General features: G+C 59.3%; 20 protein-coding genes. 10 read left to right on the top strand and 10 right to left on the bottom strand.

Features of this window, described 5'->3' with window-relative positions; genetic code table 11:
• Positions 1–49 precede the first annotated feature (49 nt).
• Complete coding sequence (locus tag NA78x_RS07860) at positions 50–349, bottom strand: hypothetical protein (protein WP_425617882.1); 300 nt, start codon at positions 347–349, stop codon at positions 50–52.
• Positions 350–1357: 1008 nt separating this feature from the next.
• Positions 1358–1771 (bottom strand): GNAT family N-acetyltransferase, encoded by a 414-nt coding sequence (locus NA78x_RS07855; RefSeq protein ID WP_425617881.1) that lies wholly within the window; start codon positions 1769–1771, stop codon positions 1358–1360.
• A gap of 444 nt (positions 1772–2215) precedes the next feature.
• On the opposite strand from NA78x_RS07855, the gene NA78x_RS07850 reads away from it, so the two are divergent.
• The 4 genes from NA78x_RS07850 to NA78x_RS07835 all read left to right on the top strand — a co-directional run bounded on the left by NA78x_RS07850 (position 2216) and on the right by NA78x_RS07835 (position 5899).
• A complete protein-coding gene (locus tag NA78x_RS07850) occupies positions 2216–2935 on the top strand; it encodes an OmpH family outer membrane protein (RefSeq protein ID WP_425617880.1) in 720 nt (239 codons plus the stop codon).
• A gap of 121 nt (positions 2936–3056) precedes the next feature.
• A complete protein-coding gene (lpxC, locus tag NA78x_RS07845) occupies positions 3057–3932 on the top strand; it encodes a UDP-3-O-acyl-N-acetylglucosamine deacetylase (protein ID WP_425617879.1) in 876 nt (291 codons plus the stop codon).
• 60 nt (positions 3933–3992) lie between these two features.
• The gene (lpxA, locus tag NA78x_RS07840) at positions 3993–4799 is read left to right on the top strand and encodes an acyl-ACP--UDP-N-acetylglucosamine O-acyltransferase (protein WP_425617878.1); all 807 of its coding nucleotides are present in this window, start codon (positions 3993–3995) and stop codon (positions 4797–4799) included.
• Positions 4796–5899 carry a Gfo/Idh/MocA family protein gene (locus NA78x_RS07835; protein WP_425617877.1) on the top strand — a complete coding sequence of 368 codons (1104 nt, stop codon included), beginning with the start codon at positions 4796–4798 and terminating at the stop codon, positions 5897–5899. The genes lpxA and NA78x_RS07835 overlap by 4 nt, the downstream gene beginning before the upstream one ends.
• Here NA78x_RS07835 and NA78x_RS07830 read toward each other — a convergent pair.
• From NA78x_RS07830 to NA78x_RS07820, 3 genes are all read right to left on the bottom strand, one after another.
• Positions 5896–6753 (bottom strand): ABC transporter permease, encoded by an 858-nt coding sequence (locus NA78x_RS07830; protein WP_425617876.1) that lies wholly within the window; start codon positions 6751–6753, stop codon positions 5896–5898. The genes NA78x_RS07835 and NA78x_RS07830 overlap by 4 nt on opposite strands.
• Positions 6754–6843: 90 nt before the next feature.
• Positions 6844–7854 carry an ABC transporter permease gene (locus NA78x_RS07825; RefSeq protein WP_425617875.1) on the bottom strand — a complete coding sequence of 337 codons (1011 nt, stop codon included), beginning with the start codon at positions 7852–7854 and terminating at the stop codon, positions 6844–6846.
• Entirely contained in the window at positions 7851–9488 is a 1638-nt protein-coding gene (locus NA78x_RS07820) for an ABC transporter substrate-binding protein (RefSeq protein ID WP_425617874.1), read from the bottom strand. The genes NA78x_RS07825 and NA78x_RS07820 overlap by 4 nt, the downstream gene beginning before the upstream one ends.
• Before the next feature lie 321 nt (positions 9489–9809).
• Here NA78x_RS07820 and NA78x_RS07815 point away from each other — a divergent pair, with 321 nt between their 5' ends.
• From NA78x_RS07815 to NA78x_RS07790, 6 genes are all read left to right on the top strand, one after another.
• The gene (locus tag NA78x_RS07815) at positions 9810–10406 is read left to right on the top strand and encodes a type IV pilus modification PilV family protein (protein ID WP_425617873.1); all 597 of its coding nucleotides are present in this window, start codon (positions 9810–9812) and stop codon (positions 10404–10406) included.
• The gene (locus tag NA78x_RS07810) at positions 10381–11190 is read left to right on the top strand and encodes a type IV pilus modification PilV family protein (protein WP_425617872.1); all 810 of its coding nucleotides are present in this window, start codon (positions 10381–10383) and stop codon (positions 11188–11190) included. Before NA78x_RS07815 ends, NA78x_RS07810 begins: the two co-directional genes overlap by 26 nt.
• Complete coding sequence (locus NA78x_RS07805; protein WP_425617871.1) at positions 11187–12716, top strand: hypothetical protein; 1530 nt, start codon at positions 11187–11189, stop codon at positions 12714–12716. Before NA78x_RS07810 ends, NA78x_RS07805 begins: the two co-directional genes overlap by 4 nt.
• Positions 12717–12873: 157 nt before the next feature.
• Complete coding sequence (locus tag NA78x_RS07800; protein WP_425617870.1) at positions 12874–15375, top strand: DUF1549 domain-containing protein; 2502 nt, start codon at positions 12874–12876, stop codon at positions 15373–15375.
• A gap of 225 nt (positions 15376–15600) precedes the next feature.
• The gene (locus NA78x_RS07795) at positions 15601–18504 is read left to right on the top strand and encodes a hypothetical protein (RefSeq protein ID WP_425617869.1); all 2904 of its coding nucleotides are present in this window, start codon (positions 15601–15603) and stop codon (positions 18502–18504) included.
• Between the two features lie 61 nt (positions 18505–18565).
• Positions 18566–21787 carry a c-type cytochrome domain-containing protein gene (locus NA78x_RS07790; protein ID WP_425617868.1) on the top strand — a complete coding sequence of 1074 codons (3222 nt, stop codon included), beginning with the start codon at positions 18566–18568 and terminating at the stop codon, positions 21785–21787.
• Between the two features lie 259 nt (positions 21788–22046).
• Here NA78x_RS07790 and NA78x_RS07785 read toward each other — a convergent pair whose 3' ends face one another.
• The 5 genes from NA78x_RS07785 to NA78x_RS07765 form a co-directional block, all read right to left on the bottom strand.
• Positions 22047–22640, bottom strand: a complete 594-nt coding sequence (locus NA78x_RS07785; protein WP_425617867.1) for a hypothetical protein — start codon at positions 22638–22640, stop codon at positions 22047–22049.
• Positions 22633–23226: a hypothetical protein gene (locus NA78x_RS07780; protein WP_425617866.1), complete on the bottom strand. Its 594-nt coding sequence runs from the start codon at positions 23224–23226 to the stop codon at positions 22633–22635. Before NA78x_RS07780 ends, NA78x_RS07785 begins: the two co-directional genes overlap by 8 nt.
• A 16-nt stretch (positions 23227–23242) precedes the next feature.
• Complete coding sequence (locus NA78x_RS07775; protein WP_425617865.1) at positions 23243–23854, bottom strand: hypothetical protein; 612 nt, start codon at positions 23852–23854, stop codon at positions 23243–23245.
• A gap of 17 nt (positions 23855–23871) precedes the next feature.
• The gene (gene proC, locus NA78x_RS07770) at positions 23872–24678 is read right to left on the bottom strand and encodes a pyrroline-5-carboxylate reductase (RefSeq protein ID WP_425617864.1); all 807 of its coding nucleotides are present in this window, start codon (positions 24676–24678) and stop codon (positions 23872–23874) included.
• A gap of 103 nt (positions 24679–24781) precedes the next feature.
• Complete coding sequence (locus tag NA78x_RS07765) at positions 24782–25672, bottom strand: hypothetical protein (protein WP_425617863.1); 891 nt, start codon at positions 25670–25672, stop codon at positions 24782–24784.
• Between the last annotated feature and the right edge of the window lie 2 nt (positions 25673–25674).

Here is a 25674-nt window from a genome sequence, read left to right as displayed (position 1 = left end):
GCACCCCATTCTACCCGCGCACGAAAAAGCCCCGCCAGAGTGACGAGGCTTAGGTAGTTAGGTAGTGCGCCAGTTTGAAATTGGGAACTCTTGGGGAGTGAAGTTGACTGTCCAAAGACATCGGCTTCCACCAAGCTTCCGGACGGATCATTTTGTCAACCCATTCCAGCGGCGCAAAGAAAATTGAAGAATACTCTGGTGCGAGTCGGTAATAATCCATCCGAAAATCATTTCCCAAATCTACTGGCATCCCCTGCGGCACGACCAGCGCCAAATAGCTCCCCACGTACAGCACCGGTAGGAGCAGCAAGACGACGGCGACGATGAGTGGTGCGCGGTTTGCGGGCATAGCGAGTGAATCAAATGGCAGGCGTCACCACTTTGCTTTGCAGCCAGAGTCTCGGCCAGCTGTGAAGGTGATCTTATCGCCGAGTGGCCTGCCGTGACAAATTCGATTGCCGCCATTCTATCCGCGCAAGAAATAGCCTCGCCAGTGCGGTGGGGGTAAGCGCTTTGGGGTAAGGGGCGCGATGGCAGGCCGTAGCCCGAAGCCGTGCTTCGGGTAGGGCGGGCAATCGCGGTTCAGAAGCGAAGCACGGCTTCGTTCTACGACCGCGAAGGTGAAGGACCATCGAAGCAATGGCGAATCGCAGTTCAGAAACGAAGCACGGCTTCGTTCTACGGGTTAGCGTTTCCGGCTGAAAGCGTTTGACAAAAAATCACGCAACGAGCAGATTTTGGATTGGGCAGCTTTTCTCGTGGCAGACGGGTTTAGGAGAGAGAGCGGGCCGGGGAGAGAGGGAGCAAGATGGAGCATCGGGGCAACCGGTCGGGATGGGCCTGCGCGCCGACTGGAAGGGGAATGACGCTTGTCCCACGGAAGAGCGTGTGTAACTATTGAACAGCAGATACTGATCGATTGGTCGATCAATGATTGCAAGAAATTGCAGATATACGAATGAATAGTTTTCGACAAGGGAAGCAAGTCTACCATTGCGGATGAGTGAAGGAGAAGTTGGAGGCGAGGCGAAAGATTGCCCAGATTGCCAAAAATCGGTTATCAAATGGTTATCGCGCAAGCCGTCATAACGAGGGGTTTATGACTGAATTGATTCGCCGCAACGTGTTGTTGATTTAGGGATTAGGAAGATGGTAGTTGCCGAAGAAAATAGCGACAAAAAGTTATCAAAATCTGAGTGAGTAGAGGTGGGTGGCGAGGTGAGAGTTGAGAGTGGTTAAGGGGAAAGAGATCGGCACTGGTGATTTTGGGAGGTGAGGTCGTTCGAGGGGTTGGCCCCTCACCCCGACCCTCTCCCGGAGTACCGAGGAGAGGAAGGTAGGGGCAAGGAAGAGGGAATTAGGAGGAGGTGGAGGAGCGGATGAGCCAGCAGGAGTCGTGAGGTTGCATGCCGATGTGGGGGTAGTAGGTGCGGGCGGCGGGAGCGGCGAGCAGGATGAGGTTTGTGTGCAGTCCGGCAGCTTGATGGGTGCGGTGAATGAGGGCCTGGCCGATGCCCTGTTTTTGGAAGGCTTGATCGACGGCGAGGTCGGAGAGGTAGGTGGCGAAATGGAAATCGGTGATGGCGCGCGAGATGCCAACGAGCAGACCCTCGTGTCGCGCGGTGACGATCAGGCTGGCGTGTTTGAGCATGCCGGCGATGGTGGCCGCGTTATCGACGGGACGACGTTCGGCGAGCGTGGAACGACGAAGGACATCGATAAACTCGGCGGGCGAAAGGTCGGGTTCGACGGAGTAAGCGATGGCGGTCATGGTCATTCATCAAGGGAATCGAGGCTGGCAAGCACCACGGGAGAACGGAGATGGGACAGGATATCCTAAGGGCGCGGATCGCCAAGAAAGCGAATTCTTGGCTGGAAAAGTCAACGCAGGCCGCAAAGTTTGACGATAAAGGGGGTGCCTGCATGAGATAAGGTTTGCTAGCGGATGGTGAAAACCCTCACCATGCTGCGAAATCGGCGGGAAGATGGCAAACCTTCGTCGTTTTGCGAGCGTAGGCTAGAAGGCGTAAACTTCTGACCTTTACCCATTCGTCAGATTGCGGCACAATCCGCCAATCTGCCGGATCCAGCGATTCGGGGCTGGTCCCCCTCAAGCCCGAACCCAGGCGTGGTGTTCACATCAGGCGAAATGACTTTCGCCCGCGAACATTACCGGTCAGGATGACCAACGAAAGCAAAGCAAGGAGTGCTAAGCGTGAAAGTCTGCCTTCCCGCCACGATTGTGGCAGGCGTCGTTTTGTGTGCCCAAGTTGCCCTGGCCCAAGTGGGTGGCGTCGGTGCTCCACCGGCTGGCCAACGTCCAGGTCCCGCTGCTGCGGCGGCTCCGGCTGCTCCCCGTGTTACCCCCACGATTGCGGTGATTGATATCGCCAAGATCTTCAAGGGTCACAATCGCTTCAACGCGATGATGGGCGACATCAAGAAAGACATCGAAGACTTTGACGGCATCGTCAAAGCCGAAACGCAAAAACTAAAGACCATGTCCGAAGCGCTGCAGCAGTACAAGGCTGGCTCGCTCGAATATCGTCAACGCGAAGAAGAAGCCGCCCGCGCGACTTCCGATTTGCAAGTGAAGGTCGGCCTGAAGAAGAAAGAGCTGCTCGAAAGCGAAGCTCGCGTCTACTTCCAGGTCTACCGCGAAGTGGAACAAAGCGTCGCCAATTTTTCGAACGCCAACCAGATCCAAATGGTCTTGCGTTTCAACAGCGACGACATGAAGGAAGACGATCGCAACTCGGTGTTGCAAGGTGTCAATCGCGCCGTGGTGTATTACAACCCCATGCTCGATATCACCGGCTACATCCTGCAAGATCTGAACCGGGGTCCTTCGATTCCTCCAACTACTGGTGGCGGAGTGAATGGTCAGGCCCGCGTTCCAACTGGTCCGCAAATTCCAGTTGCTCCTCGCCGCTAGTCGCAATTGACCTTCGTCGTAGTAACTAACTACCGGTCCCGAGATTCGTTCGCTCGCCGACCGGTTCCTGAAGTGAGCACTCGCTCGCTTCGCCTCCTCACCTTGAGTCGATGCTTCATTGATGGCCCAGCCGCGACAACAACAGACGTTGGCCCAAGTGGCCACTTTCTCCGGCTTTGGATACTGGAGCGGCAAAGACGTTCGCGTCGAACTCCGCCCGGCTCCAATCGACAGCGGATTGCAGTTCGTACGTAGCGACATCGCACCTCACGTGCGCATCGCGGCCGACGCTCGCAACCGCCTCGAAGCACCGCGCCGGACCACGCTCGCCACGGGCACTGCCCAGGTCGAGATGGTCGAACATATTCTGGCCGCGCTGTACGGCTTACAGATTGACAATTGCGAGATCTGGGTCGACCAGCCGGAAATGCCCGGTGGCGACGGCTCGAGCTTGGCGATTGTCGAAGCCATCGACGCTGCGGGAATCGCGCAGCAAGATGCGCCTTGCAAACGCTTGATCATCTCCGAAGTCACCCGCGTTGGCGACGACGAAAGCTGGGTCGAAGCTCGACCTCACAAGCTTCCCGGCCTCGCGATTCGTTACCGGCTCGACTATGGGCCCGAATGCCCGATCGGCCGCGAGACCATCGACCTGAAGGTCTCGCCCAAAACATTCCGCAGCGAACTTGCTTCGGCCCGCACCTTCCTGTTGGAAGAAGAGGCCGAGTGGCTTCGCTCCCGCGGCCTTGGTACGCGAGTCACGAATCAAGACCTGCTCGTCTTTGGCAAGACCGGGCTGATCGACAATACACTCCGTTTCGAAAACGAATGCGTCCGTCACAAAGCGCTCGACCTGGTGGGTGACCTGGCTCTCGCCGGTTGCGAACTGGTCGGCCACGTGATCGCGCACCGCAGTGGCCATCGCCTCAACGCCGAACTCGTCCGTACCATCGTGCAAGAGGGACGCGTCGAGGGTGGCTTGCGACGAACCGGTTAAGAACAATCCTCCGGAGCCAATCCAACTCCGAACTTCGAACTTTGAACTCCGAACTTTCCAATGCCCACCCAAATTCATCCGACCGCGGTCATCGATCCGCGTGCTGAAATCCACGACAACGTGGAAGTGGGTCCGCATTGCATTGTAGGTCCGCTGGTGACTATTGGCAGTGGGACGCAGTTGATTGCCAATGTCACGGTGATGGGAAGAGTCACGCTGGGCGAACGTAATCGTATCTTTCCGGCGGCTGTTCTCGGCGGCGATCCACAAGACGTGAGCTATCGCGGCACTGATACGCAGGTGATCATCGGCGACGATAACATCATTCGCGAAGGTGCGACGATCAATCGCGGCAGCGAAAAAGAGGATGGCATCACTTCGCTCGGCAGTGGCTGCTTCATCATGGCCGGCAGCCATATCGCGCACGACTGCAAGGTCGGCAATCGCGTGATCATGGCGAACGCCACCTTGCTCGGCGGTCATGTGCATGTGCACGACGATGCGACGATTTCGGGCGGCGTCGCCGTTCATCATTTTTCGACGATTGGCAGCTTCAGCTTTACGGGTGGTCTCAGCCGCGTGCTGCACGATGTGCCGCCGTACATGCTGGCCGAAGGAAATCCTTCGCGGCCGCGCTGCATCAATCTCGTGGCGCTCAAACGAAACAATTTCTCGGCCGATTCGATCCGCGCCTTGGCCGAAGCTCATCGCTTGATCTTCCGCGCTCGCGTGGGCATCGATCACGCTCGTGAACTGCTTCGCTCCAGCGATTTGCTGATGCCAGCCGTCAATCACTTGCTCAGCTTTCTGCAAAACCAATATGAGGGCCGGCACGGTCGCGGACGCGATCGCCGGCGAGCCGCATGACCAGCCAATCGCCCGCTCCACTTCGAATTGCTGTTATTGGCGCGGGGCATTTGGGACGAATCCACGCTCGGCTGGCCAAGCAACTTTCGCCCGCGCAATTGGTCGCCGTCGTTGATCCGGTCGAAGCATCTCGCACGGCCGTGGCCACGGAACTGCAAGTTCCCACGCACGCCGACTATCACCCGGTGCTCGCTCAATTCGATGCCGCGATCGTGGCGACTCCCACGCAGTTTCATCATGCGGTCGTAATGGAGTTGCTTGAAAAAGGAAAACACGTCCTCGTCGAGAAGCCCATCGCCAGCACTTCGCGCGAAGCCGACGAAATGGTTGCTGCTGCCGAAGCTCGCGACCTGGTACTGCAAGTTGGCCACGTCGAACGCTTCAATCCTGCTTGGGTCCGCGTGCGTCCACACTTGCCCGAACCGACGTTCATCTCCGCTCGGCGTCTTGCTCCGTACACTTGCCGCTCGACCGATGTGGGCGTGGTGCTGGACCTGATGATTCACGATCTGGATCTCGTGCTGAGCCTGGTTGCCGAAGAGGTCACACAGGTGCAAGCCTGCGGCGCTGCGGTGATCGGCCCGCACGAAGATTGGGCCGAAGCTCGCCTGTCGTTCTCGAATGGCTGCGTGGCCCAACTGAGCGCCTCGCGCGTCAGCCCGGTCGTTGTGCGATCGATTGAGATCACCAGCGGCCAGAACTTTGCCACGATCGATTTTGGTGCCAAGACGGCGCGCACTCTCGAAGCTTCACTAGCCGTGCGTCAGCAGCAAATCGAGATCGCCCGCCTTAGCCCGACGGAGCGAGTGGAACTCAAGGATCAGTTCTTCGACAAGCATCTGCACAAAGAAGAACTCGCCGTCACCGATCACAACGCGATCCTCGAAGAACAGCGTGACTTCGTCCAAGCGATCCAAGCTGCTGCCCAGCCTCAAGTAACTGGCATCGATGGCTGGCGCGCTCTCGAAACGGCCGAGCGGATCGTTGCGGCCATTGCCGCGAGTCAGCGAGATCGCTCGCGTTCCACTGGTCAACATGCCCTGCGTGGTCCTCACTGGTCACACGCCGCCAAGCAGGCAACGGCTCGCAAAGCGGGTTAGTTGCTGCGGGGGTCGAGGGCATCGCGGAGGCCGTCGCCGAGGCTGTTGAAGCCGAGGACGGAGAGGGAAATAGCGAGGCCCGGAGCAAGGGCATACCACAAGTTGCGACTCCAAAAGTCTTTGGCCTGCGAGAGCATCGCTCCCCATTCGGCAGCCGTCATATCGCCGCCCAGGCCGAGGAACGAGAGTCCCGCAACTTCGAGAATCGCGGTCCCCACGCTCAAGCTGGCCAGGACCGTGAGCGGGCCAACGAGCGACGGGAACATCACACGAGTCAGAAGTTGCCAGGTGTTCATCCCCATCGCGCGGCTGGCAAGGACATAGTCGAGATTCGCCATCGCCAGCACCGTGGCTCGCGATTGGCGGGCGAAGACGGGCACGTTGATCAGCCCGACGGCGACGATGACGGTTGTCCAGCCTGGCTGGAACGCAGCGGAACAGAGAAGCGCGATCAAGATGCTGGGGAAGGCGAGGGCCACGTCGATGGCGCGCATCACTAGCGCGTCGGTTCGCCCGCCGAGAAAGCCGGCCAATGCGCCCAGGGGCGCACCGATGCCCAAGGCCAGGGCGATCGATGACAAACCGGCGAAGAGGGACAAACGCGAACCGTGCAGCACGCGAGTGAGGACGTCTTTGCGGAGCGCATCGGTGCCGAGCAGGTGCGTCTTGGAAGGTGGCGCGGCGATCTCACTGCTGGTGGCATTCAGTTCGTACGGAGAGATCCAATCGGCGGCTGCAGCCACGACAATCAGGCCGATCACCACGACCATGCCAAACCAGGCGGCACGACTGCGCGCGAAGCGCTGCCAGGCGCGCGTGGCGGGCGAAGCGGGGGATGTTGACGCAGCAGTCATAAAGAAGACAAGTACCAGTGGTGAGCTATTTCGAGCCGCAGACTCCTCACCCTCTCCCCGGAATACCGAGGCGAGGGAGCAAGAGAGGAGTTAGTCATTGGCCAGTCGAATGCGAGGATCGAGCCAGACGAAAACCAGATCGAGCAACAGGTTCATGGAGACGAAGAGGATGCAGATGACAATCGCGCCGGCTTGCACCGCGACGTAGTCCTTATCGCCGAGCACGGCGCTGGCGATGTAGGTGCCCATGCCGGGCCAGTCGAAGACCGTTTCGGTTAGCACAGCGCCGGAGAGGAGCAGGCCCACTTGCAGGCCGGCGATGTTCACGACGGGAACGGCTGCGTTCGGTAATGCATGTCGCCAGACCGCGCGCCATAGACTGCAACCTTTGGCGCGGGCGGTGCGCAGATAGTCGGCAGCGAGGACGTCGAGCATCGCGGCGCGAGTGATGCGCGCGACGATCGCCGCGGGAATGGTAGCCAGGGCCATGGCCGGCAGAATCAAGTGCTCCAAAGTGGCGAGCCACAAATCGGGGCGACCACGCAGGAGCGTATCGATGAGAAAGAGCCCCGTGATGGGATCGAAGTCGAAGACATCGGCCGGCAGTCGCTGGGAAGTGGGCAAGCCGGAAAAGATCAACCGCAGCAAGATGCCGAGAAAGAAGACCGGCACGCTCACACCGACGAGCGATCCCGCCGTGCAGAGCCAATCCGGCCAGCGATTTTTCCAGACGGCCGCCGCCACACCGGCAATCACGCCCAAAGGAAACGCCAGGCTGCAAGCTGCCAGGGTGAGTTCGACCGTCGCGGGAATGCGTTGGCGCAGTTCACGATTCACGCTCACATGGCTGCGAGCGAGCGAGTTGCCAAGGTCGCCCGTCGTGATGACTTGCCAGAAGAACTGGCCGAGTTGCACGTGCAAGGGTTGATCCCAACCATATTGCTCGCGCAGTTGTTCAATCTGCTTCAAGTCGGGATGCTGACCAAAGCGAGCGAGCAGCGGATTGCCCGGCAGAAGCCTCACGGCAATGAACACCAGCGAGACAGCCACCACGATGGTGATGAGCGCGTGCAGCAATCGCCAGCCCAGGTAGCGAATCACTGCGCGGCCCCGGGAGCCGTGGTTTTACTGGCAGTGTTCTCCGGTTGGCTCTTCAACTTCACTTTGCCCAGGCGAATCAGCCCCGTGGGATGCAGGTTGAAACCAGTGAGTCGAGGATCGTGTACGGCGCGCAACTGCGTGTGGGCAAGAGGAACGACGGGGACTTCGCGCAGCACGATCGCTTGAGCTTCGTGATACAGGGGGAGCCGCTTGGCGAGGTCCATCTCGGTTTGACCGGCGAGCAACAGTTCGTGAAACCGCTGATCGCGAAAGCGGCTGAGGTTGTTACCATTCTCGCTGATGTTGTCGGGATCGAGCAATTGATACAGAAAGTTATCTGGATCGGCGTTGTCGCTGCTCCAACCGGCGAGTCCCAGTTCGTGCCGGCCGGCCATCAGGTGCGCGAAGTGTTCGTTGACATCGCGGCCCGTAACAGTGACCTCGATGCCGATTTCACGCAACGAGTCTTTCAGAAAGCCGGCCATCGAGGTGGGCTGAGGGAGGTAAGGACGAGCCTGACTCATCACGGATAGGTTCAATGAAACCGGCAACTTGAAGCCGGCTTCATCGGCCGCCTCTTGCATCAATTGCTTCGCCTTGGCGACATTAAACTCATGATCGACAAGGCTCGTATCGTGTCCCCACATGCCGGGCGGCACCATGCTCACCGCAGGTTCGGCGTGGCCATCGAAGCCGACTTTCATCAGAGTCTTTTTGTCGATCGCCAGACCGATGGCTTGCCGCACCTTCAGTAGATTGAGCGGCGGCTTCTCCATTTGCATGGTTAGGTAGGAAACATTCATGCCCGTCTGTTCGAGCACGACCAGTGGCGTCTTCTTCACGGCGTCAAAGTCTTGCGGCGCGAGGCTATCGACCAGATGCACTTCGCCTCGCAGCAGGCGTTGAATGCGAGTGGTGTTGTCCTTGACGGGAACGATCACCAGATTCTTGATCTCCGGCGCTCCACGCCAGTGTTTATCGAAGCTTTGCAGCACCAGTTGCTGATCGCGATTCCACTTGATGACTTTGAAGGGCCCGGTCCCCACGGGCGAGTCTGCGAATTCCTTGCCTTTGGCCTTGAGCGCTGCCGGTGAGACGATGCTGGCCGGAAACATCGCCAGATTGGTCAGAAAGATAGCACTGGGGCTCTTGAGGTGAAACACGACCGTCAGCGGATCGGGCGTTTCAATTCTCTCAATGGCTGTGTAGCTCGACTGGTACGGACGAGCCGAATCGTACAGGAGCGGATGCTTATCGGCGATGAGCCGATCGAAGGTTGTCTTGACCGCTGCCGAATCGAGTTTCGTGCCGTCGTGAAAGAGGACGCCATCGCGGAGGGTGAACGTCCAAACTTTGCCGTCTTCGCTGACGGTCCACTTTTCGGCCAGCGAAGGGACGAGTTCTGCCTTCAGGTCGTCGTAGGTGACGAGGGTATCGAAGACGTTCGTAATGACATGCACCGATTCGGCAATATCAGTATTCACGGGGTCGAGCGTCTTAGGATCGCTGGCCTGGGCATAGATTAAGGTCTCGCCAGAAGATGTCGGCCGGCTGCAGCCGCTGCCGAGCAGCGCACCAAGCAGAATCGCAAGGAGGCCGGTGGGAACAAGCAGCGAAAGAAAGCGAGCGGACACAGATAATCTCGCGGCGTGAGGAAAGCGGCGGGCAGCATGGAACCAAGCGTCGCTGGTGATTCTACCGGGCGCGAGCCACACCTTCCAGGCGATACAACCGGCACCGCCCGCAGCAATCCACCCACAACCGCCGACAACCAGCGCCCAGATTTGACACCCCACACAAGTGACCTAGGGTTCAGTGCAACCGCGCCTCGGGGAGGGGTGTTGGTTCTGGGCACGGCGGGGATAGCTGGGAGCTAGAGGGGACCCCGCCGTGCTTTTTTATTTCCCACTCTTTGCGAGCCACATAGCCGGTAGTGAAGCAACTGGAACGAAGCCATGTCTCCACGACGCTTTTCACTTCGAACCGCCTTCTCGCTCATTGAAGCCCTAGTAGCACTCACCATCACCTCCCTGGCCGGCAGTGTGATGTTGCTGGCGATTGAGAGTTGCCTCACTTCTACTAGCGATGCCGTGGATCAAATGATTGCCGACGGTCTGGCCAATCAGATGCTCGACGAAATCTCGCTGCGGCGATTCATGGCAGCTGGAGATAATCCGCTCACCATTAGTGGCCCGAACGCGACCGAAACGAATGGCAGTGGGCGTGAGCGCTACGACGATATCGACGACTACAAAGCCTTCACCGCTAAGCCAGCCAAGGGGATCTGGGGCGAGGGACTGGGAACAGGCAACGACAGTGGCGGTACGCGCAATGCCAACTTCACGGTCCCCGCGAGCTACTTCACCAACTGGCGACAGAAGGTCGAAGTCTATTCTGTCAGTGCCACCGATCACAGCGTACGGCTGACCGGCTCCAGCACCAGTTTCTATCGTGCGGCAGAAGTGACAGTCGAGTACGTACACGCCGACGGGCGAGTGATTCCTTTAGCCAAACGGAGACGCGTCTATGCGTACTTGCCTCCGCCGGGCTAAACGCTGCCAGGCGAATCGACGGGGGCTCTCGCTGCCCGAGTTACTGGCGTCGATGACAATTCTGATCTTGATCACCGGTTCACTGGGAGCCGTGGCGAGCGCCGTTCGCTCTTCGAATGCGTATTGCAGCGGGCAAACTCAGGCTGCCCAGCATGCGCGCGTGGCAATCACGCGGATCGAGCGCAACCTGACTACTTGCACGGCGAACGAGCAATTTCCTGGTTGCCGCGTCTTCTCGACAACCGTGAGCGGTTCAGCATTTCCCGATACGCTCGTGGTGTGGAAGCCCACAGGTACGGCACTCGCGCCAACAGGCTTGCCCCGCGTGAGTGAGTTGCTCCTGTACACCTACAATCCAACCACGCCCAATGAACTGCTCGAGATTCGCGACCTAACCAGCACGGCCACTGCACCAACGGCTGCTTCGACCAGTGCCTGGAATACGCTGATCTCACAATTGAAGAGCAGCAACACTGCCACACGAACTGTGCTTACTTCTCGCCTGCACACGGCGGTCCCCTCGGTGGGGCAAAGCTCGCGCGGAGCAGTACGGTTCCTGATCTTGGCCAGCCCGACCGATGCTGAGATTGCCTCCTACCGCGCTGGCACAACCAGTTGGAGTGCGCTCGATTGGTCGCTCGATCGCTCTGGCAGCATCTCGGGAACTCGCGGCATCGCTTGTCAGATTGAATTGTTGGTTGATGCCAGCGATGGGGTAACAACCACAGGTCAAGTGCTGCCCTTCTTCGGCAGCGGAGCGTTCAGCTACCAGGTGAGCCGATGAGACCAACATCGTTCATCACAGGCCGGTCGAAGCGAGTTCACGCCCAGCGGCACGGCATTGCCGTGGTCGTCGTCTTGGGACTGCTGACGATTACGCTGGCCCTTTCCTATGCCTTGCTGCGCACGCAATCGACCGCGAACCTAATTGCTCGTAACGGCACGCGACAATTGGATGCCCGCTTAGCAGCCGAGGCGGGCATCTCCGCCGCGCTGAGCAAGATGCATGAAGACAGCTGGCCCGGGGTCACGAGTCAACTCCAGGCGAATGTCGATGCGAATACCAAGTACCTGGTCGAGTACTCAACCGGCGATAATTTGCTCACTTCGACCGATCCGTTGTCCGCCGAGTTTCCCTTTCGCGTCACGATCACTTCCACCGGCACCGCGACCGACCCGCAACAGCCCACTTTGCAGACCACCTACCGCTTGCAAGCGGTGGTGCAGCTGGTGCGACGAGCACTGCGCAGCAGCAACCCGACGAGTTGGTCGAATTATTTGCAGCCCACCGTTTATCAGTGGAGTTCCAGCGATGCGCACCTCAATTTTCCGATGCGCATCGAAGGGACGACGACGTTTCTCGGTAGGCTGCGACTGTGCACAAACTATCCCGCTACCATTGCCACGCGCGACCGCTACCTCACCGACCTGAACTTGCTACGTCTTGCATCGGGGACCGACAATCGACTGCTCAGTGGCAATGTGACGTTGGGAACCACTTCGCAGTATGCGGATGTCATCAATAGTCTGGCCGGTGGATTGGGCGTTGGCGTTGGCTATTCAGCAGCTAGTACCGCTGCGCCCCTGACGCGTCCCGGCTCGGTCACGACCTATCAGCTTTATCCCGGTGGGAAGGATTACTCGATTCCCTCGATCAATGCCACGTACGGCAGCAGCCCCAGCAATCTCTCGCTCGCAGCGGACCCCGTGACGAACCCACTCGGTGTTTTTCGGAGTGAAGGCCAGATCACGCTTGGCAGCAATGTCTCGCTCAGCGGCGTGCTCCTCTCGGGCGATGCCTCGGCCGATGTGCAGATCTCCGGCAATAACGTGAGTATCACCGGGCGCAACTTGCCCGCTCTGGAGGGAACCAGCACCAACTATCAACTTCCCACGATTATCTCCGGGGACGATTTTCGGGTGATCAATAACGCGAACGTCACCGTTCGCGGCTTAACGATTGTCTGGGACGAGTTTGAACTCGCGTATGCCGGGGAAGGTCAGACCTTCGACTTTACCGGCCGCTTGCTGACCGCCAAGTTTCTGGGGCGGGGCCGAGACAATTGGGATCTGAGCGACACCTGGTGGGATTTGGAACGCCTTGGCTACCAGTTGCAGTCGACCGTCGTTGGCTTCCCGGAATGGATGCGGTTGCGTCAAGGCTTCGACTATCGCTCGCCGAAGCTGCTGCTGAAGCCGAACACCGACGGCGTGCAGTATCGCTGGCACGACTGGTCGCAAAGCATCTATGTGAAAGGTGCGAGCGACACCGGACTCAAGTGGAATCTGATTCGCGTGACACCGCTTTAGAGCCGCGCGGCTTGGCGCTCTGTCGCCGCTATCCATCAACAAATGTTGACGTTTGCTTGCATTTGCTCGCGGGCAGGGGCATAATCGGCTGGATAGGTTCCGTCACACGCGTGGCACTGGAGAAAGCACAAGCTCCCGCCAAATTGGAAGGATTACCATGCCTAGAGCACTCCCACCTGCGACCCTCCTCCTGGTCGCCCTGCTCGCCCCTGCTGTTTTGTTCGCTGCCGATGTTCCTGCCAAACCGAAGGCCCCTGGTCTCGGCGACCCCGGTCAACTCACCGCCGTTCAGGTCGAAACGGGCCGGCTGAAGGATGGCGTCGTCCAACTTTCGGGTCGAGATTCCAGCCAGCAAATTGTAGTAACGGGAATGTACTCGTCGGGCCAAACCCGCGATGTTTCCGGCAAAGCAACGTACGAAGCTTCGCCAGCGGGCATCGTGAAAGTCGATGAAACCGGCTTTGTCACTCCGGTAGCCGAAGGTGAAGCGATGATTAAGGTTATCGCTGCCCCGGGCATCGAGAGCTCGCTCAAATTCAAAGTGACGAACCTTGTGCATGACTTGCCGATTAACTTTGCCAATCAAATCACGCCCGTCTTCACCAAGTACAGCTGCAACGGCGGTGGTTGCCACGGCAAGAGTGGTGGCCAAAACGGCTTCCGCCTATCGCTGCTCGGCTTCGAACCGAAGGAAGACTTTGAGTTTCTGGTGAAGGAAGGTCGTGGTCGCCGGCTGTTCCCTGCTGCCCCCGATCAAAGCTTGCTGCTGCTGAAGGCGACCGCCCGGTTGCCCCACGGTGGCGGCCAACGAATTGATTTCGATTCGCCCGCTTATCGCGTGCTGAAGCGTTGGGTCGAACAGGGCATGCCCTACGGCAAGGAAACCGATCCAGCTGTTACACACATCGAAGTGCAGCCCACCGAACGACTGATGGAACGCGAAACGACCCAACAAATCGTCGTCATTGCTCACTACAGCGATGGCTCCAGCGAAGACGTCACCCGCACGACACAGTTTGACTCCAACGACACCGAAATGGCCGAAGTGAGCGTCACCGGTCTTGTCACCACGGGTCAGTTGACCGGCAGCGTGGCCGTGATGGCCCGCTATCAAGGTCACGTTGGCGTGTATCGCGCCACGGTTCCGCTGGGCGTAGCAGTCAACAATCTGCCCAAGTCCAGCAACTTCATCGATGAATCGGTGCAGAAGAAGCTGACAGCCCTAGGTCTTCCTTCCTCGCAAGTTTGCGACGATTCCACGTACCTACGTCGCGTTTCGGTCGACCTCACCGGTCGCTTGCCATCGCTAGAGGAAGTCGAGCGGTTCCTGGGCGATCAAGATCCCAACAAGCGTTTGAACCTGGTGAATCGCCTGCTCGATAGCACCGACTACGCCGATTACTTCGCTAACAAGTGGAGTGCTATTCTTCGCAACAAGCGCCGCATGGATATCGAGAAGCCAGCGACGTTTGCCTTCTACGATTGGATTCGCACGAGCCTGAACGAGAACAAGCCCTACGATCAATTCGTCCGTGAAGTGGTCACCGCTTCCGGCGAAGCAGGTGTAAATCCGCCTGTGGGCTGGTATCGCGAAGTGAAGGATCAATCGGCTCAGGTCGAAGACACTGCTCAGTTGTTCCTCGGGCTGCGCATTCAATGTGCCCGCTGCCACCATCATCCTTTTGAGAAGTGGAGCCAGCAGGATTACTACGGTTTTGCTGCGTTCTTTGCTCAGGTGGGGCGCAAGAAGGGTGAGATTCAGAATGCGGAACGGATCTATCATCGTCGTGGTGTAGCTTCGGCCAACAATCCCAAGACAGGGCAGGCAGTCAAGCCAACCGGTCTGGGCGACAAGACGCTTGATCTGACCGCCGATCAAGATCCTCGCCATTATTTGGCGGACTGGATGTCGCAGAAGGATAACCCCTTCTTTGCGAAGAGCCTGGTAAATCGCTACTGGAAGCACTTTTTCGGTCGCGGTCTCGTCGATCCCGAAGACGACATGCGAGTGACGAACCCCGCCAGCAATCCAGAACTGCTAGACGCTCTGGCCAAGAGCTTTGTCGATTCGAATTTTGACCTGAAGCAGCTTTGTCGCACCATTGCCACGTCGACAACGTATCAATTAAGCGCGGAGCCGAACGAGTGGAATCAAGACGACAAGCAGAACTTCTCGCGCTACTATCCAAAGCGGTTGAACGCAGAAGTGTTGCTGGACGCAATTGATCAGGTTACTGGTACCACTTCGAGCTTCGGCGGCGTGCCTGCCGGGACTCGCGCGGTGCAACTGCCGGACAATGGTTTCACTTCGTACTTCCTGACGGTCTTCGGTCGGCCAGAGTCGAGCAGCGCGTGCGAATGCGAACGCTCGAGCGAAGCAAATCTCGCGCAGAGCTTGCACTTGCTCAACTCGAGCGAGATTCAGGGCAAGTTAACCTCAGGCGGCGGCAAAGCTGCCGTTCTCGCCAGCGACAAGTCGCGTCCTCACGATGTGAAGGTACGCGAACTCTACTTGCTGGCCTTTGGTCGCGCTCCGCTCCCGGACGAACTGACCGTGGCCATGGCTCACATTCAGAAGAACGAAGCTGACCCCAAGCGTGCCTACGAAGATATCGTCTGGGCGCTGGTGAACACCAAAGAGTTCCTCTTTAACCACTAGGCCGCGTTGCGGCTGGGGCGAGAGGCGAGAGATGGGGGGCGAGGGAGCGAAAATCTCCGTTGTTTTCCCACTCCTTCCATCACTCGCCTTAAAGACGACAGTTGATTCCTTCCCGCCGATCAAGCAAACTAGACCAGAGGTGCCGCCTTGCCTCTCGTCTCCCGCCCCGCACCTCCTTCCCCCACTATCATTTCCTCTCCTCCTAAGACCCAGGGAGCGGTTCCTGTGAAGCACGACGTTTCGATATCGTTCGGCCTTGCGCGCTTGGCAACTTTCTGGCGACTGCTGTCGCTGGTGCTGGTCATGCCCGGCGTGGCCCTGGCTCAGTTGCCAACCGCTCAGCTCAATAGCGTGTTCCCGCTCGGCGGCAAGCAAGGGGCGACAGTCGAAGTCACCATTGCTGGCGCCGATCTGGATGACGCCGATAAGCTCGTCTTCAATCACACCGGCATCTCGGCACAGCCGAAGATGAACCCAGTCTCGGACTTGGAGAAGAACGCCCGGCCGATGGCGAACCAATTCGTCGTCACCATTGCTGGCGACGTTCCTCCCGGCATCTACGAAGCGCGCGTGGTCAGCCGCTACGGCATTACCAATCCACGCTCATTCTGTGTGAGCAACCTGCAAGAAGAGACCGATGTCGCCGGCAACAACAGCGCCGAGAAGGCCGTCAATTTGGCCGCGGGTACGGTGGTCAACGGCCGCATCGAAGCCGGCCAGTTCGACTACTTCAAGCTGAGCATGAAGAAGGGGGAACGGGTGATTCTCGAATGCCTGGCCCAGCGAATCGACTCTCGCCTGGATCCAACGATGGCCGTCTATGGCAGTGATGGTCGCGAGTTCAGCCGCGTGCGTGATTCGGTCGGTGAAGACTGCGTGCTCGACTTCACGGCCCCTGCCGATGGCGATTATCAGGTCCGCCTGTTCGATGCCATCTATGGCGGCGGCAACGAACACTTCTATCGGCTGAGCGCCAGTGCAGCGGCCTATGTCGATTTTGTCTTTCCACCCTCGGCCGTCCCTGGCAGCAATGGCTCGTTCACGCTCTACGGTCGCAATTTGCCTGGTGGACAACCCGCCGAAGGACTGAGCCTGAATGGTGCTCCGCTGCAGAAATTGCAAGTGAACATCGCTGCTCCTGGGGATGAAGCGGCCCGTTCGCAGTTGCCGCTCGCGGGTGCCGCTCGGCCACGTCAAGCCTGGCAGACCGGCTTCGAATTCCGTCAGGCCACGCCTCAAGGCCCGAGCAATCCAGCAGTAATTTACTTCGCCAAGGCACCCGTGATTGCCGAAGCGGAACCGAACAACGAAGCTGCCAAGGCTCAAGTCGTAACCGTTCCCTGCGAGTACGTGGGACAGTTCTATCCTCAGCGTGATACCGACTGGTTGCAGTTCGAAGCCAAGAAGGGGCAGGTGCTGATGATCGAAGTCATTTCGCATCAGCTGGGTCTGGGCTCCGATCCGTATTTCGCCGTGATGCGTGTCACGAAGAACGACAAGGGCGAAGAAGAGATGCGCGACATTGCCCAGGTCGATGATCCGGCCGATCGCAATAACAAGATCGGCACCGATTACGACACTTCAACCGACGATCCTTCCTACCGCTTCACCGCGCCGGAAGATGGCCAGTATCGCGTCATGGTTCGCGATCAATTCGGCGATGGCCGGAAAGATCCCAGCTATGTGTACCGCTTGGCGATTCGTCCGCTGGAGCCCGATTTTCAATTGCTTTCGATTGGCACTCAGCCGGTAGCTGGTGCTCCCAACAACAATCAAGGTTCGCCGCTCACGGGTTTGATTCTGCGTCGCGGTGGCAATGCCCTGATGAATGTCACTATCAATCGCCAGGACGATTTTAAGGGTGACATTCAAATCTCGGCCGAGGGGCTGCCTGCTGGCATCACCTGCCGCACCGCCACGGTGGGTGGTGAAGTTTCGTCGGCCAGCCTCGTGTTCACTGCCGCCGAAGATGCCCAGCCCTGGACGGGCACGGTAAAAATTGTGGGCAAGGCGAAACAGGGTGACAAAGAACTCGCCCGCGAATCTCGCTACGGCAGCATGGTTTGGGGTTCTGCGAATCGCCAGCAACAACTGCCCGAGTTTCGCTTGCTACGTTCGTTCCAACTCAGCGTGGCCGACAAAGAAACCGAAGCTGCCTTCGTGCAAATTGGTGAAGACAAGATCTGGGAAACATCACTTGGTGGCAATCTCGAAATTCCCGTGGCGGTCACCCGTCGTGGCGATTTCAAGGAAGCCATCAAGCTCACCGCGGTTGGTCTTCCTAACGAACTGAAGCCCAAGGAAATCAACGTCGCCGCCGATGCCAAGGAAGGAAAGTTCGAACTGCAGATCAACCAGCAGAACACCAAGCCGGGCATCTACACCTTCTACATGAAGGGGGAAGCCAAGCAAAAATACGTTCGCAATCCCGAAGCAGTGACACGCGCCACCGATGAGCAAAAAGAAATCGGCGAGATGATCAAGTCGCTCGGCGAACAGGTCAAACAATTGACCGCGGCCAAGGACGTAGCCGTCAAAGCTGCCGCCGAAGCAGCCAAGGGTGTGAAAGACGCCGAGAAGGGTGACGATGCCGCCAAGCAGGCCGCCGCCGACAAAGCCAAGGCTGCGGAAGAAGCCAAGACCAAGGCCGAAGCTGATCTGAAGGCCGCTCAGGACAGAGCCAAGCAGGCGGACGACCTGAAGAAGCAAATCGATAAGCGGCTGGACGACGCCAAGAAGGCCGCGGCCCCCAAGGACCTGAACATGGCCCTCGTCAGCACGCCGATCAGGGTCAAGATTGCCTCGGCTCCGTACACTCTCACCTCGGCTGGTCCGACCACGGTCAAGCAAACCGAAAAGACGCCGCTCGTCGTTAAGCTCGATCGCTTGTACGGCTTCGCCGATTCGGTCGAACTCTCCTTCGATGCTCCCTCCGGTGTGAACGGCCTGTCCGCAGGCAAAGTCACACTCAAGAAGGAAGAAGGGGAAGTTAAGTTCGAATTGGCTGCCGACAAGAGTGCGACTCCCGGTGAGCACACCGCCACGATTCGCGCCAAAGGTAAGTTCAACAACATGAATGTCGATACTTCGATTCCCGTCGTCATCAAGGTGGAAGCGATGGCTCCCTAGTCGCTTGCTGTCGCCCGTTTATTCGCTCGCCCCGCCAACACAAAACCCACCGGTTACTCTTATGAATATTGCTCGCACCACTTGGCTGGCTTTGGCACTTGTGGCCTTTGGCATCTCACCCGCTGTCTGCTTCGCGCAGGCGAAGGCTCCCCTCACGCCCATTGAAATTGCGGAAGTGAAGCACGAAGGGCCGGTCGATTTCGAAAAAGAGATCCTGCCGATCTTTCGCCGCAACTGCCTGGCGTGTCACAGTGCCACCGAAGCCCAGAGCGATCTGACGCTCGAAACACCGGCGCTGATTCTGAAAGGTGGCAGCGAGGGACCGTCGGTCGTAGCTGGCAAGAGTGCCGAGAGCCTGCTCCTCAAGTTGGCAGCCCGGCAAAAAGAGCCCGTCATGCCTCCTCCCGATAACGACGTGAAGGCCAAGCCTCTCACTTCGCAGGAACTGGGCCTGATCAAGCTGTGGATCGATCAAGGTGCCAAGGGTGAAGTGAAGTCCGCCTCGGCCAACATCACCTGGCAGCCGTTGCCGCCGGGCGTGAATCCGATCTATGCCGTCGCACTCACTTCCGATGGTCAGTACGCAGCCGTCGCGCGGGCCAATCAGATTTTCCTCTATCACATTCCCAGTAAGCGAGAGCTGGGCCGATTGACCGATCCAGAACTGATGAAGAAGGGGATCTACACAGCCGCAGGTGTCGCCGATCTCGACCTGATTCAATCGCTGAAGTTCAGCCCCGACAACAAGCTGCTGGCCAGTGGTGGCTTCCGCACAGTCAAACTGTGGCGCAAGCCCGAAGCCGCCAAGGCGCTCGACCTTGCAGGCCTCGAAACGGCCGCTCGTTCGCTGGCGACCTCGGTCGACGGCAAGTGGGCCGCCATTGGTGAAGAGAATGGCAAGATCCGCATCTTTGAAGTCGCGACTGGCAAAGTTGCCAAGACCCTCGAAGGGCACAGCGGAGCAGCGACTGGCGTCGCCTTCACCGCCGATGGCAGCAAGCTCGTCTCGGGCTCGCAAGACAAGACCTTCCGCGTGTGGAACATCGCCGAACAGAAAGAACTCGCCAAGATCGAGACGCCCGCTCCGGTAAATGCCGTCGCACTCGTTGCCGAAGGAAAGCAAGTCGCCACCGGCGGTGCCGACAACATCATCCGCCTGTTTGCCCTGCCCGATGCACAGCCTGCCGAAGCACCCAAGCCCCTGTTTGAACTAACGGGGCACGGCCAGCCAGTAACTTCGCTCGCGACGATTGGTAATGGTGCCACGCTGCTCTCGGGTAGCAAAGATGGCTCGCTGCGAACCTGGGATGTTGCCGCAGGCAAGCCCGGCAAGACCATGAATCACGGCACACCGATTGAGTCGGTCGCCGTGCGTGCCGACGGCAAGCGTTTTGTTTCGGTCAGCTCCAACAACACCGCTCGCATCTGGAATGCCGACGATCAAAAGCAAGTCGCCGAAATGAAGGGCGACCTGCGAGCCACGCTCAAGGCCGCTGAAGTCACCCGCGCGGTCGCACTCGCCAAGAAGCATGTCGAACTGGCCAAGGCCGACTTGACCGAAGCCACCAAGCGCAAGACAGCCGAAGAAGAGAATCAAAAGAAGTCCAACGAAGCCGTCAAAGCGGCCGACGAAGATCTGAAGAAAAAGGAAGAAGCCACCAAGGCTCCCACCAAGGAAAAGGAAGACGCCGACAAAGCTCTCGCCGAGGCGATGGAGAAGAAGACCAAGGCCGACGAAGCCAAAAAAATCAGCGACGAGGCAGCCCCCAAGGCCGACGAGGCTTTCAAGAAGGCCACTGCCGAGCGTGATGCCGCCGCCAAGACCGCCAAGGATGCCGAAGCCGAATTGAAGAAGGCGCAAGAAGCCCAGGTCAAGGCGAAGGAGGCTGCCGACAAGGACGCCGCCAACGAAGATCTGAAGAAGGCACTGGCCGCGGCTGAAGCGGCTGCCAAGGATCTGGAAGCCAAGAACAAGACGGCTGCTGATGCCAAGGCTGCGGCCGATAAGGTCTTCACCGACATGGAGACTGCCAAGAAGACCGCCGACGAAACCAAGAAGACGAACGACAAAGCGGCCACTGACGCCATGACCGCCTTCACCCAAGCCGAGGCCAAGGTGAAGCAAGTGATGGCTCCGTTTACCAAAGCCGTCGACGAACGGAACGCAGCCGACCGCACCTTCAAGGCGGCTCAGCGGAGCGTCGAGCGCGCCGATGAAGCAGTCAAGAAAGCCACCGAAGCTGTTCCCGCGGTCGAGAAGACCGTGAAGGACCGCGAAGAAGATGCCAAGAAGGTCGATGCCGAATTGGTCGTCGCGACCAAGGCCGTCACCGATAGCGAAAAGCCTTTCAAATCTGCGGCGTTCTCGCCCGATGGTTCGTTGCTGGCCGTCGTTGGCGACGATCAACTCATTCACACCTATGCTTCCGAAACGGGCGCTGCAGTCGAAGTCTTCGGCGGCGGTGCTCCGCTGGCGGGCGTTGCTTTCGCCAGCGACTCGCGCATCTTAGTCGCTGCCGCAGCCAACACGGCTCAGGCTTGGGACATTGCCACCGAGTGGAAGCTAGAGCGGGCCATCGGCTCGGCCGACTCGGGCGATAAGCTCGTCGATCGCGTGACAGCTCTCGACTTCAGCCCCGATGGCAAGACACTGGCTACCGGTGGTGGCGAGCCCTCGCGCAGTGGTGAAATCAAACTCTGGGATGTCGCCACCGGCGAACTGAAGCTCGCCCTGAAAGAACCCCACAGCGATACTGTGTTTGCCGTCGATTTCTCGCCCAACGGCGAGCAACTGGCCAGCTGCGGAGCCGATCGCTTCGTCAAGCTGTTCAACGTGGCCGATGGCAAGTTCGTGCGTTCGTTCGAAGGTCATACGCATCATGTGCTCGGTGTCAGCTGGCGGGCTGATGGCCGCTTGATGGCCAGCAGCGGGGCCGACAACGTCATCAAGGTCTGGGATACCCGCACGGGCGATCAAGCGCGAACGGTGCAAAACCAGTTCAGCAAGGAAGTGACGACCATTGCCTTCGTGGGTGAAACCGACAACGTCATCGCCAGCAGTGGCGACGCCAAGGTGAAGTTCATCAACGCGGCCAACGGTGGCAACGTGCGGGACTTCCCTGGCTCGGCCGACTACATGTACTCGGCTGCCGCGAGTGCCGATGGCAAGACCATCATCGCCGGCGGTGCTGACAGCGTACTGCGAGTTTGGACCGACGCCGGCGCTGTGTTCGCCACCTTCGAAGCACCGAAGCCTGCCGGGCAGCAAACGGCCGCGAAGTAATAACCATTCACACTGTCATTCGTCGACTGGTTCCGGTTTCAAGAACGGCGATTGACTGTGGTCGCCAATTAAATCGACGTAGTTCGCGGCTCGCCTCAATCGAGGGGGTGTTCACAAACAGAGGTGGGTTTGTGAACAGGGGATGCAGCATCTCTCGGGCGCGGCGCGCGGTCGTGTTCACAAACCTCTGGGGATTGTGAGCAAGTTCTGGACTGGAACGCGATAGGAAAGACATGACGTTCTGGAAGCCCATCCTACGTTAAGGCCGGTAGCGGCCGATGCGCTCGAAGATCGCGGCGCGAAATGCGGGGGGAGTTATGGGGCCGAAGTCGCCTTGCTGGGGAATGGCAATTGGCAGGTCGGGCTCGAGCCAGAATAGCAGCAGCGCTTTGGTGGGTGGCTGAATGCGGATCGATTCCAGCGGCCAGATTTGCTCGCCTCCGCTCGTCTCCACCGAGAGCGAGTGTTCTGCCAAGACGACCTGCCAATGGCCGGTTGCACCGAGAATCGGATGCTGTTGCAGTGCCCGCAGGTTTTGTTGCGTGTAAAGACGCTGGAGGCACCAACCTGCAAATCCGATGACGAGAGGTCCGCCGTAGATAAACGCCACGAAGAGCGGCCCATTATTCATCCAAGCAATGACAACAAACGCTGTCATCAACTGCAGCAAACAGATCGGCACCAGCATCAGCCCCACGCGTCGATGTTGCCAGCGGCGGACGGTGTTTCTCACGAGCGACCATTGCAGCTTGTCATCCACCACGAAGCTGGCCCGCAGTACTTCCACGGGCAAGTCGTTTCGCTCTTCCGGAGGCGTCTCGGGCGAAGCGTAAGGATTGAGCGGTTCAGCCATGACCGCGCCCCTGCGGTGCAACCTTGAGAAGCCACTTCCGCAGCATCCAGTTCATTCGCTTGTACTTGCCGCCCTCGGGCACAATGAGCGGCTGTCCAGGCTCGAGCCAGAGGATCAAATCGTGACCTTCCAGGGCGATGAAGGGAACCTGCGCGAGTGGATAGACTCGCTTGCCGCCCGGAGTCTCGGCGGTGACCTCGTCATGCCCCACCGTCAATTTCCAATGTCCTTTGGCACCGAGGATCGGGTGCAAGCGAAGCCGTTCCAGGTTCTGTTTTGTTTGCTGCCTGCCCATCAAGTGCGACGTGCCCAGCAGCAGGAAGAAGCCCGCAGACAGAAACAAAATCGGCCCGAGCGGCCCATAGTGCTGGTAGAAACCGATAGCAACAAAGAGGCCCGCCACAACCAGGGTAATCACGAGCGTCAAGAGCCAGCCTGAGAGAGGAGCATTGTTGAGCGCTGCCGCGTGCCACTGCAGGACATCGTCGACTTCGAACGACGCGATCACGCCCGACGGCTCAACGCCGGGCTGCTTGCCCTCGGCCGGAATGATGGGTGACTCGTAAGGATTCATAGGCTCGGTCATCTTGGTTCGCGCGGGTTCAGCGCCACTTCGCCAGCTTGCCGCCGATGTGCGGAATGCGGTGGCGGAGTGTTTTGCAGACTGCAGTGTAATCGTCTTCGCCATAGTCGCCATGCTTGGGAAGGGCGATGGCGAGGTCAGCTTCGAGCCAGAGCACGACAGGCCGCTGGGCAAGTTCCATGCGGCGCACTTCTTTCAGCGGCCATTGCTGCTCGCCCTTCCTCGTGCGAATGACAATCGCCTGCTCATCGATGGTGACCTGCCACGGGCCCTGCGCGCCGAGAACAGGATGCTTGCGCAACTGCCGCAGGTTGTGCCAGAAGATGGACCAATCGAGCGACACGTGCATGCCGACGGTGCCGAGCGCCCCGATGAGAAACACGACCCACATGGCAATCACCATACGAGTGGGATCGCCGCGCCAGAACAGAAACGGCAGCGGAATCATCACCAGCAACGGCCAGAGGGAGGCTACCAGCCAGAGGACGTGCCGAATGCGGTAGCCGCGGGCCGCGTCGCGCTGGGTGAGATCGTCGACCGTGAACGTGCCCACGATGGTTCGCCGCTCGTAACCTTCGTCGGGGGCGGACGGCAACTGCGGCGAGGCGTAGGGGTTGGAAAGGTCGCTCACGAGGTGATGGTCTTCCTCTACTTGCCCAGTTCCTGCGACCGCTTGGTGGCGGCATCGACGGCGGCAATCAAAGCGCCTCGCAGGCCGCGATCTTCGAGCATGGCGAGACCGGCGATCGTGGTGCCACCCGGACTGGCGACGGCATCTTTCAGCACACCGGGATGCTCGTTGCGTTCGAGCACCATTTGCGCGGCACCGAGTACAGTCTGGGCGGCGAGCGCCGTGGAGAGGGGGCGAGGCAAGCCCGCTTTCACTCCGCCATCGCTGAGCGCTTCGATGATCAAGTAGACATAGGCCGGGCCAGAGCCCGACAGTCCCGTGACGGCATCGAGCAGTTTCTCATCGACCTGGTGGGCCGTGCCGACGGCAGCGAGCAACTTGCCCACGAGCGTCGCATCTTCGGCGGTGACATCCGCCGCGGCCGCGTAAGCACTTGCCCCTTTGCCGACGAGTGCCGGCGTGTTGGGCATCACGCGCACGACGCGTTGGGTCTTCAACCCTTCGCACAACTTGGCCAGCGAGATTCCGGCGGCGATCGAAACGACCAGCTTGCCGGCGAGCTTGCCACCCAGCTCTTGATAGACGGCGGGCATCGCCTGCGGCTTGACGGCGAGCACGATCACGTCGCAGGCATTCGCCACGGCCGTATTGCTGGCCGCGACCTTCAAGCCGCTCAGTTCGCTGGCGAGTTTCTCGGCGGCTGCGGGTACAGGATCGGCAGCGGTCAAGGCCGAGGCGGGAAGCAACTTCGCGCTGACAAAACCGTGAGCCAAGGCCCGTGCCATTTGTCCTGCGCCAATGAAACCGAGCGTCGTACCTGCCATGAACGGTGCCTGCGTGAGAGGGAGGAAGAAGATCGTTCTACTGTAGCGTTTTTTAAGAGCCGTTGGCAGAAGCAAGCAGTGGTCGAAGCGAAGAGACGCGATATCACCGTTGCCACAGTTCGCCGCTGAGCTTGAAATCGAACGAACCGGTGCGGCGAACGGCGGCCGCTGGCAGTTGCAGGAAGAGCGTTTCTTCTCCGGTCGCTTTGGGTTTGGGGAGGGCGAAGATCAATACGTCGCGCACCGACTCGCCCGGTTCAAGCGTGGCCTGGGGTAAGTGGCCGGCGATGTCTTGGACGTCGGTGAATCGCTGGGGAGGATAGCGGCGGCCGGTATCGTCAGCTAGTTCCGCAGCGATGGGGCCCTTGTCGCCCCGGAAGTGATTCGCGTACCAGCTGATGTACTGCACCTTGTCGCTCGTGCGATTGGTGATCTGCAAAAAGATCTGTAGAAACTCTCCAGGCCCGGCAGAGACAGGGGCGTTGGTACTGTCGCGGGCCATCACTTCGCCGAACTCGCACCGCAGCACCTTGACCTGCATGCCAGCCCTCAAGCCGGCGACACGGCTGGCATCGATCCATTGGATCTGGCCGCTGTCTGTTCGTAAGTCAACGATCTCGACCACTTCTACTTCGGCCACTTCTGCGGCCGGCTCAGCGGGCCTGGTTCGCATTTTTCTCATCACCGCCGGCAGCATGGCGATCATGGCAGAAACGCTGAGCAGAATCGTGAGTAAGGCGACTCGCAGGATGAGTCCCTTCAGCCGCGAGGGCCGGGGCGTCTCTGGGTTGGTGTCCTCTGGTACCGCTTCCAACGAAGCTGTCAGCGGTACGATGGTGGGCTGAGGCAAGTGCGGCGGCGGAGCGACGGGAGGGCCGAGCGTGAAGATATGGCCGCAGATGGCGCAGCGCTGCGGCAGATGGGCCGCTTCGGCAGCAACGAACTGCCCGCGGTGGCAACGCGGACAGCGAACCGAAATGGCAGGTGGAGGCATGC

Origin of the sequence: Anatilimnocola aquadivae (assembly GCF_049819085.1) — a bacterium.
Lineage (GTDB): Bacteria > Planctomycetota > Planctomycetia > Pirellulales > Pirellulaceae > Anatilimnocola.
This window is presented reverse-complemented; position numbering and strand designations above follow the sequence as displayed.

Coding starts and splice junctions, on each gene's coding strand:
- NA78x_RS07860 (WP_425617882.1), bottom strand. CDS start 349: ATGCCCGCAAACCGCGCACCACTCATCGTCGCCGTCGTCTTGCTGCTC.
- NA78x_RS07855 (WP_425617881.1), bottom strand. CDS start 1,771: ATGACCGCCATCGCTTACTCCGTCGAACCCGACCTTTCGCCCGCCGAG.
- lpxC (WP_425617879.1), top strand. CDS start 3,057: ATGGCCCAGCCGCGACAACAACAGACGTTGGCCCAAGTGGCCACTTTC.
- lpxA (WP_425617878.1), top strand. CDS start 3,993: ATGCCCACCCAAATTCATCCGACCGCGGTCATCGATCCGCGTGCTGAA.
- NA78x_RS07835 (WP_425617877.1), top strand. CDS start 4,796: ATGACCAGCCAATCGCCCGCTCCACTTCGAATTGCTGTTATTGGCGCG.
- NA78x_RS07830 (WP_425617876.1), bottom strand. CDS start 6,753: ATGACTGCTGCGTCAACATCCCCCGCTTCGCCCGCCACGCGCGCCTGG.
- NA78x_RS07815 (WP_425617873.1), top strand. CDS start 9,810: ATGTCTCCACGACGCTTTTCACTTCGAACCGCCTTCTCGCTCATTGAA.
- NA78x_RS07810 (WP_425617872.1), top strand. CDS start 10,381: ATGCGTACTTGCCTCCGCCGGGCTAAACGCTGCCAGGCGAATCGACGG.
- NA78x_RS07805 (WP_425617871.1), top strand. CDS start 11,187: ATGAGACCAACATCGTTCATCACAGGCCGGTCGAAGCGAGTTCACGCC.
- NA78x_RS07800 (WP_425617870.1), top strand. CDS start 12,874: ATGCCTAGAGCACTCCCACCTGCGACCCTCCTCCTGGTCGCCCTGCTC.
- NA78x_RS07790 (WP_425617868.1), top strand. CDS start 18,566: ATGAATATTGCTCGCACCACTTGGCTGGCTTTGGCACTTGTGGCCTTT.
- NA78x_RS07785 (WP_425617867.1), bottom strand. CDS start 22,640: ATGGCTGAACCGCTCAATCCTTACGCTTCGCCCGAGACGCCTCCGGAA.
- NA78x_RS07780 (WP_425617866.1), bottom strand. CDS start 23,226: ATGACCGAGCCTATGAATCCTTACGAGTCACCCATCATTCCGGCCGAG.
- proC (WP_425617864.1), bottom strand. CDS start 24,678: ATGGCAGGTACGACGCTCGGTTTCATTGGCGCAGGACAAATGGCACGG.
- NA78x_RS07765 (WP_425617863.1), bottom strand. CDS start 25,672: ATGCCTCCACCTGCCATTTCGGTTCGCTGTCCGCGTTGCCACCGCGGG.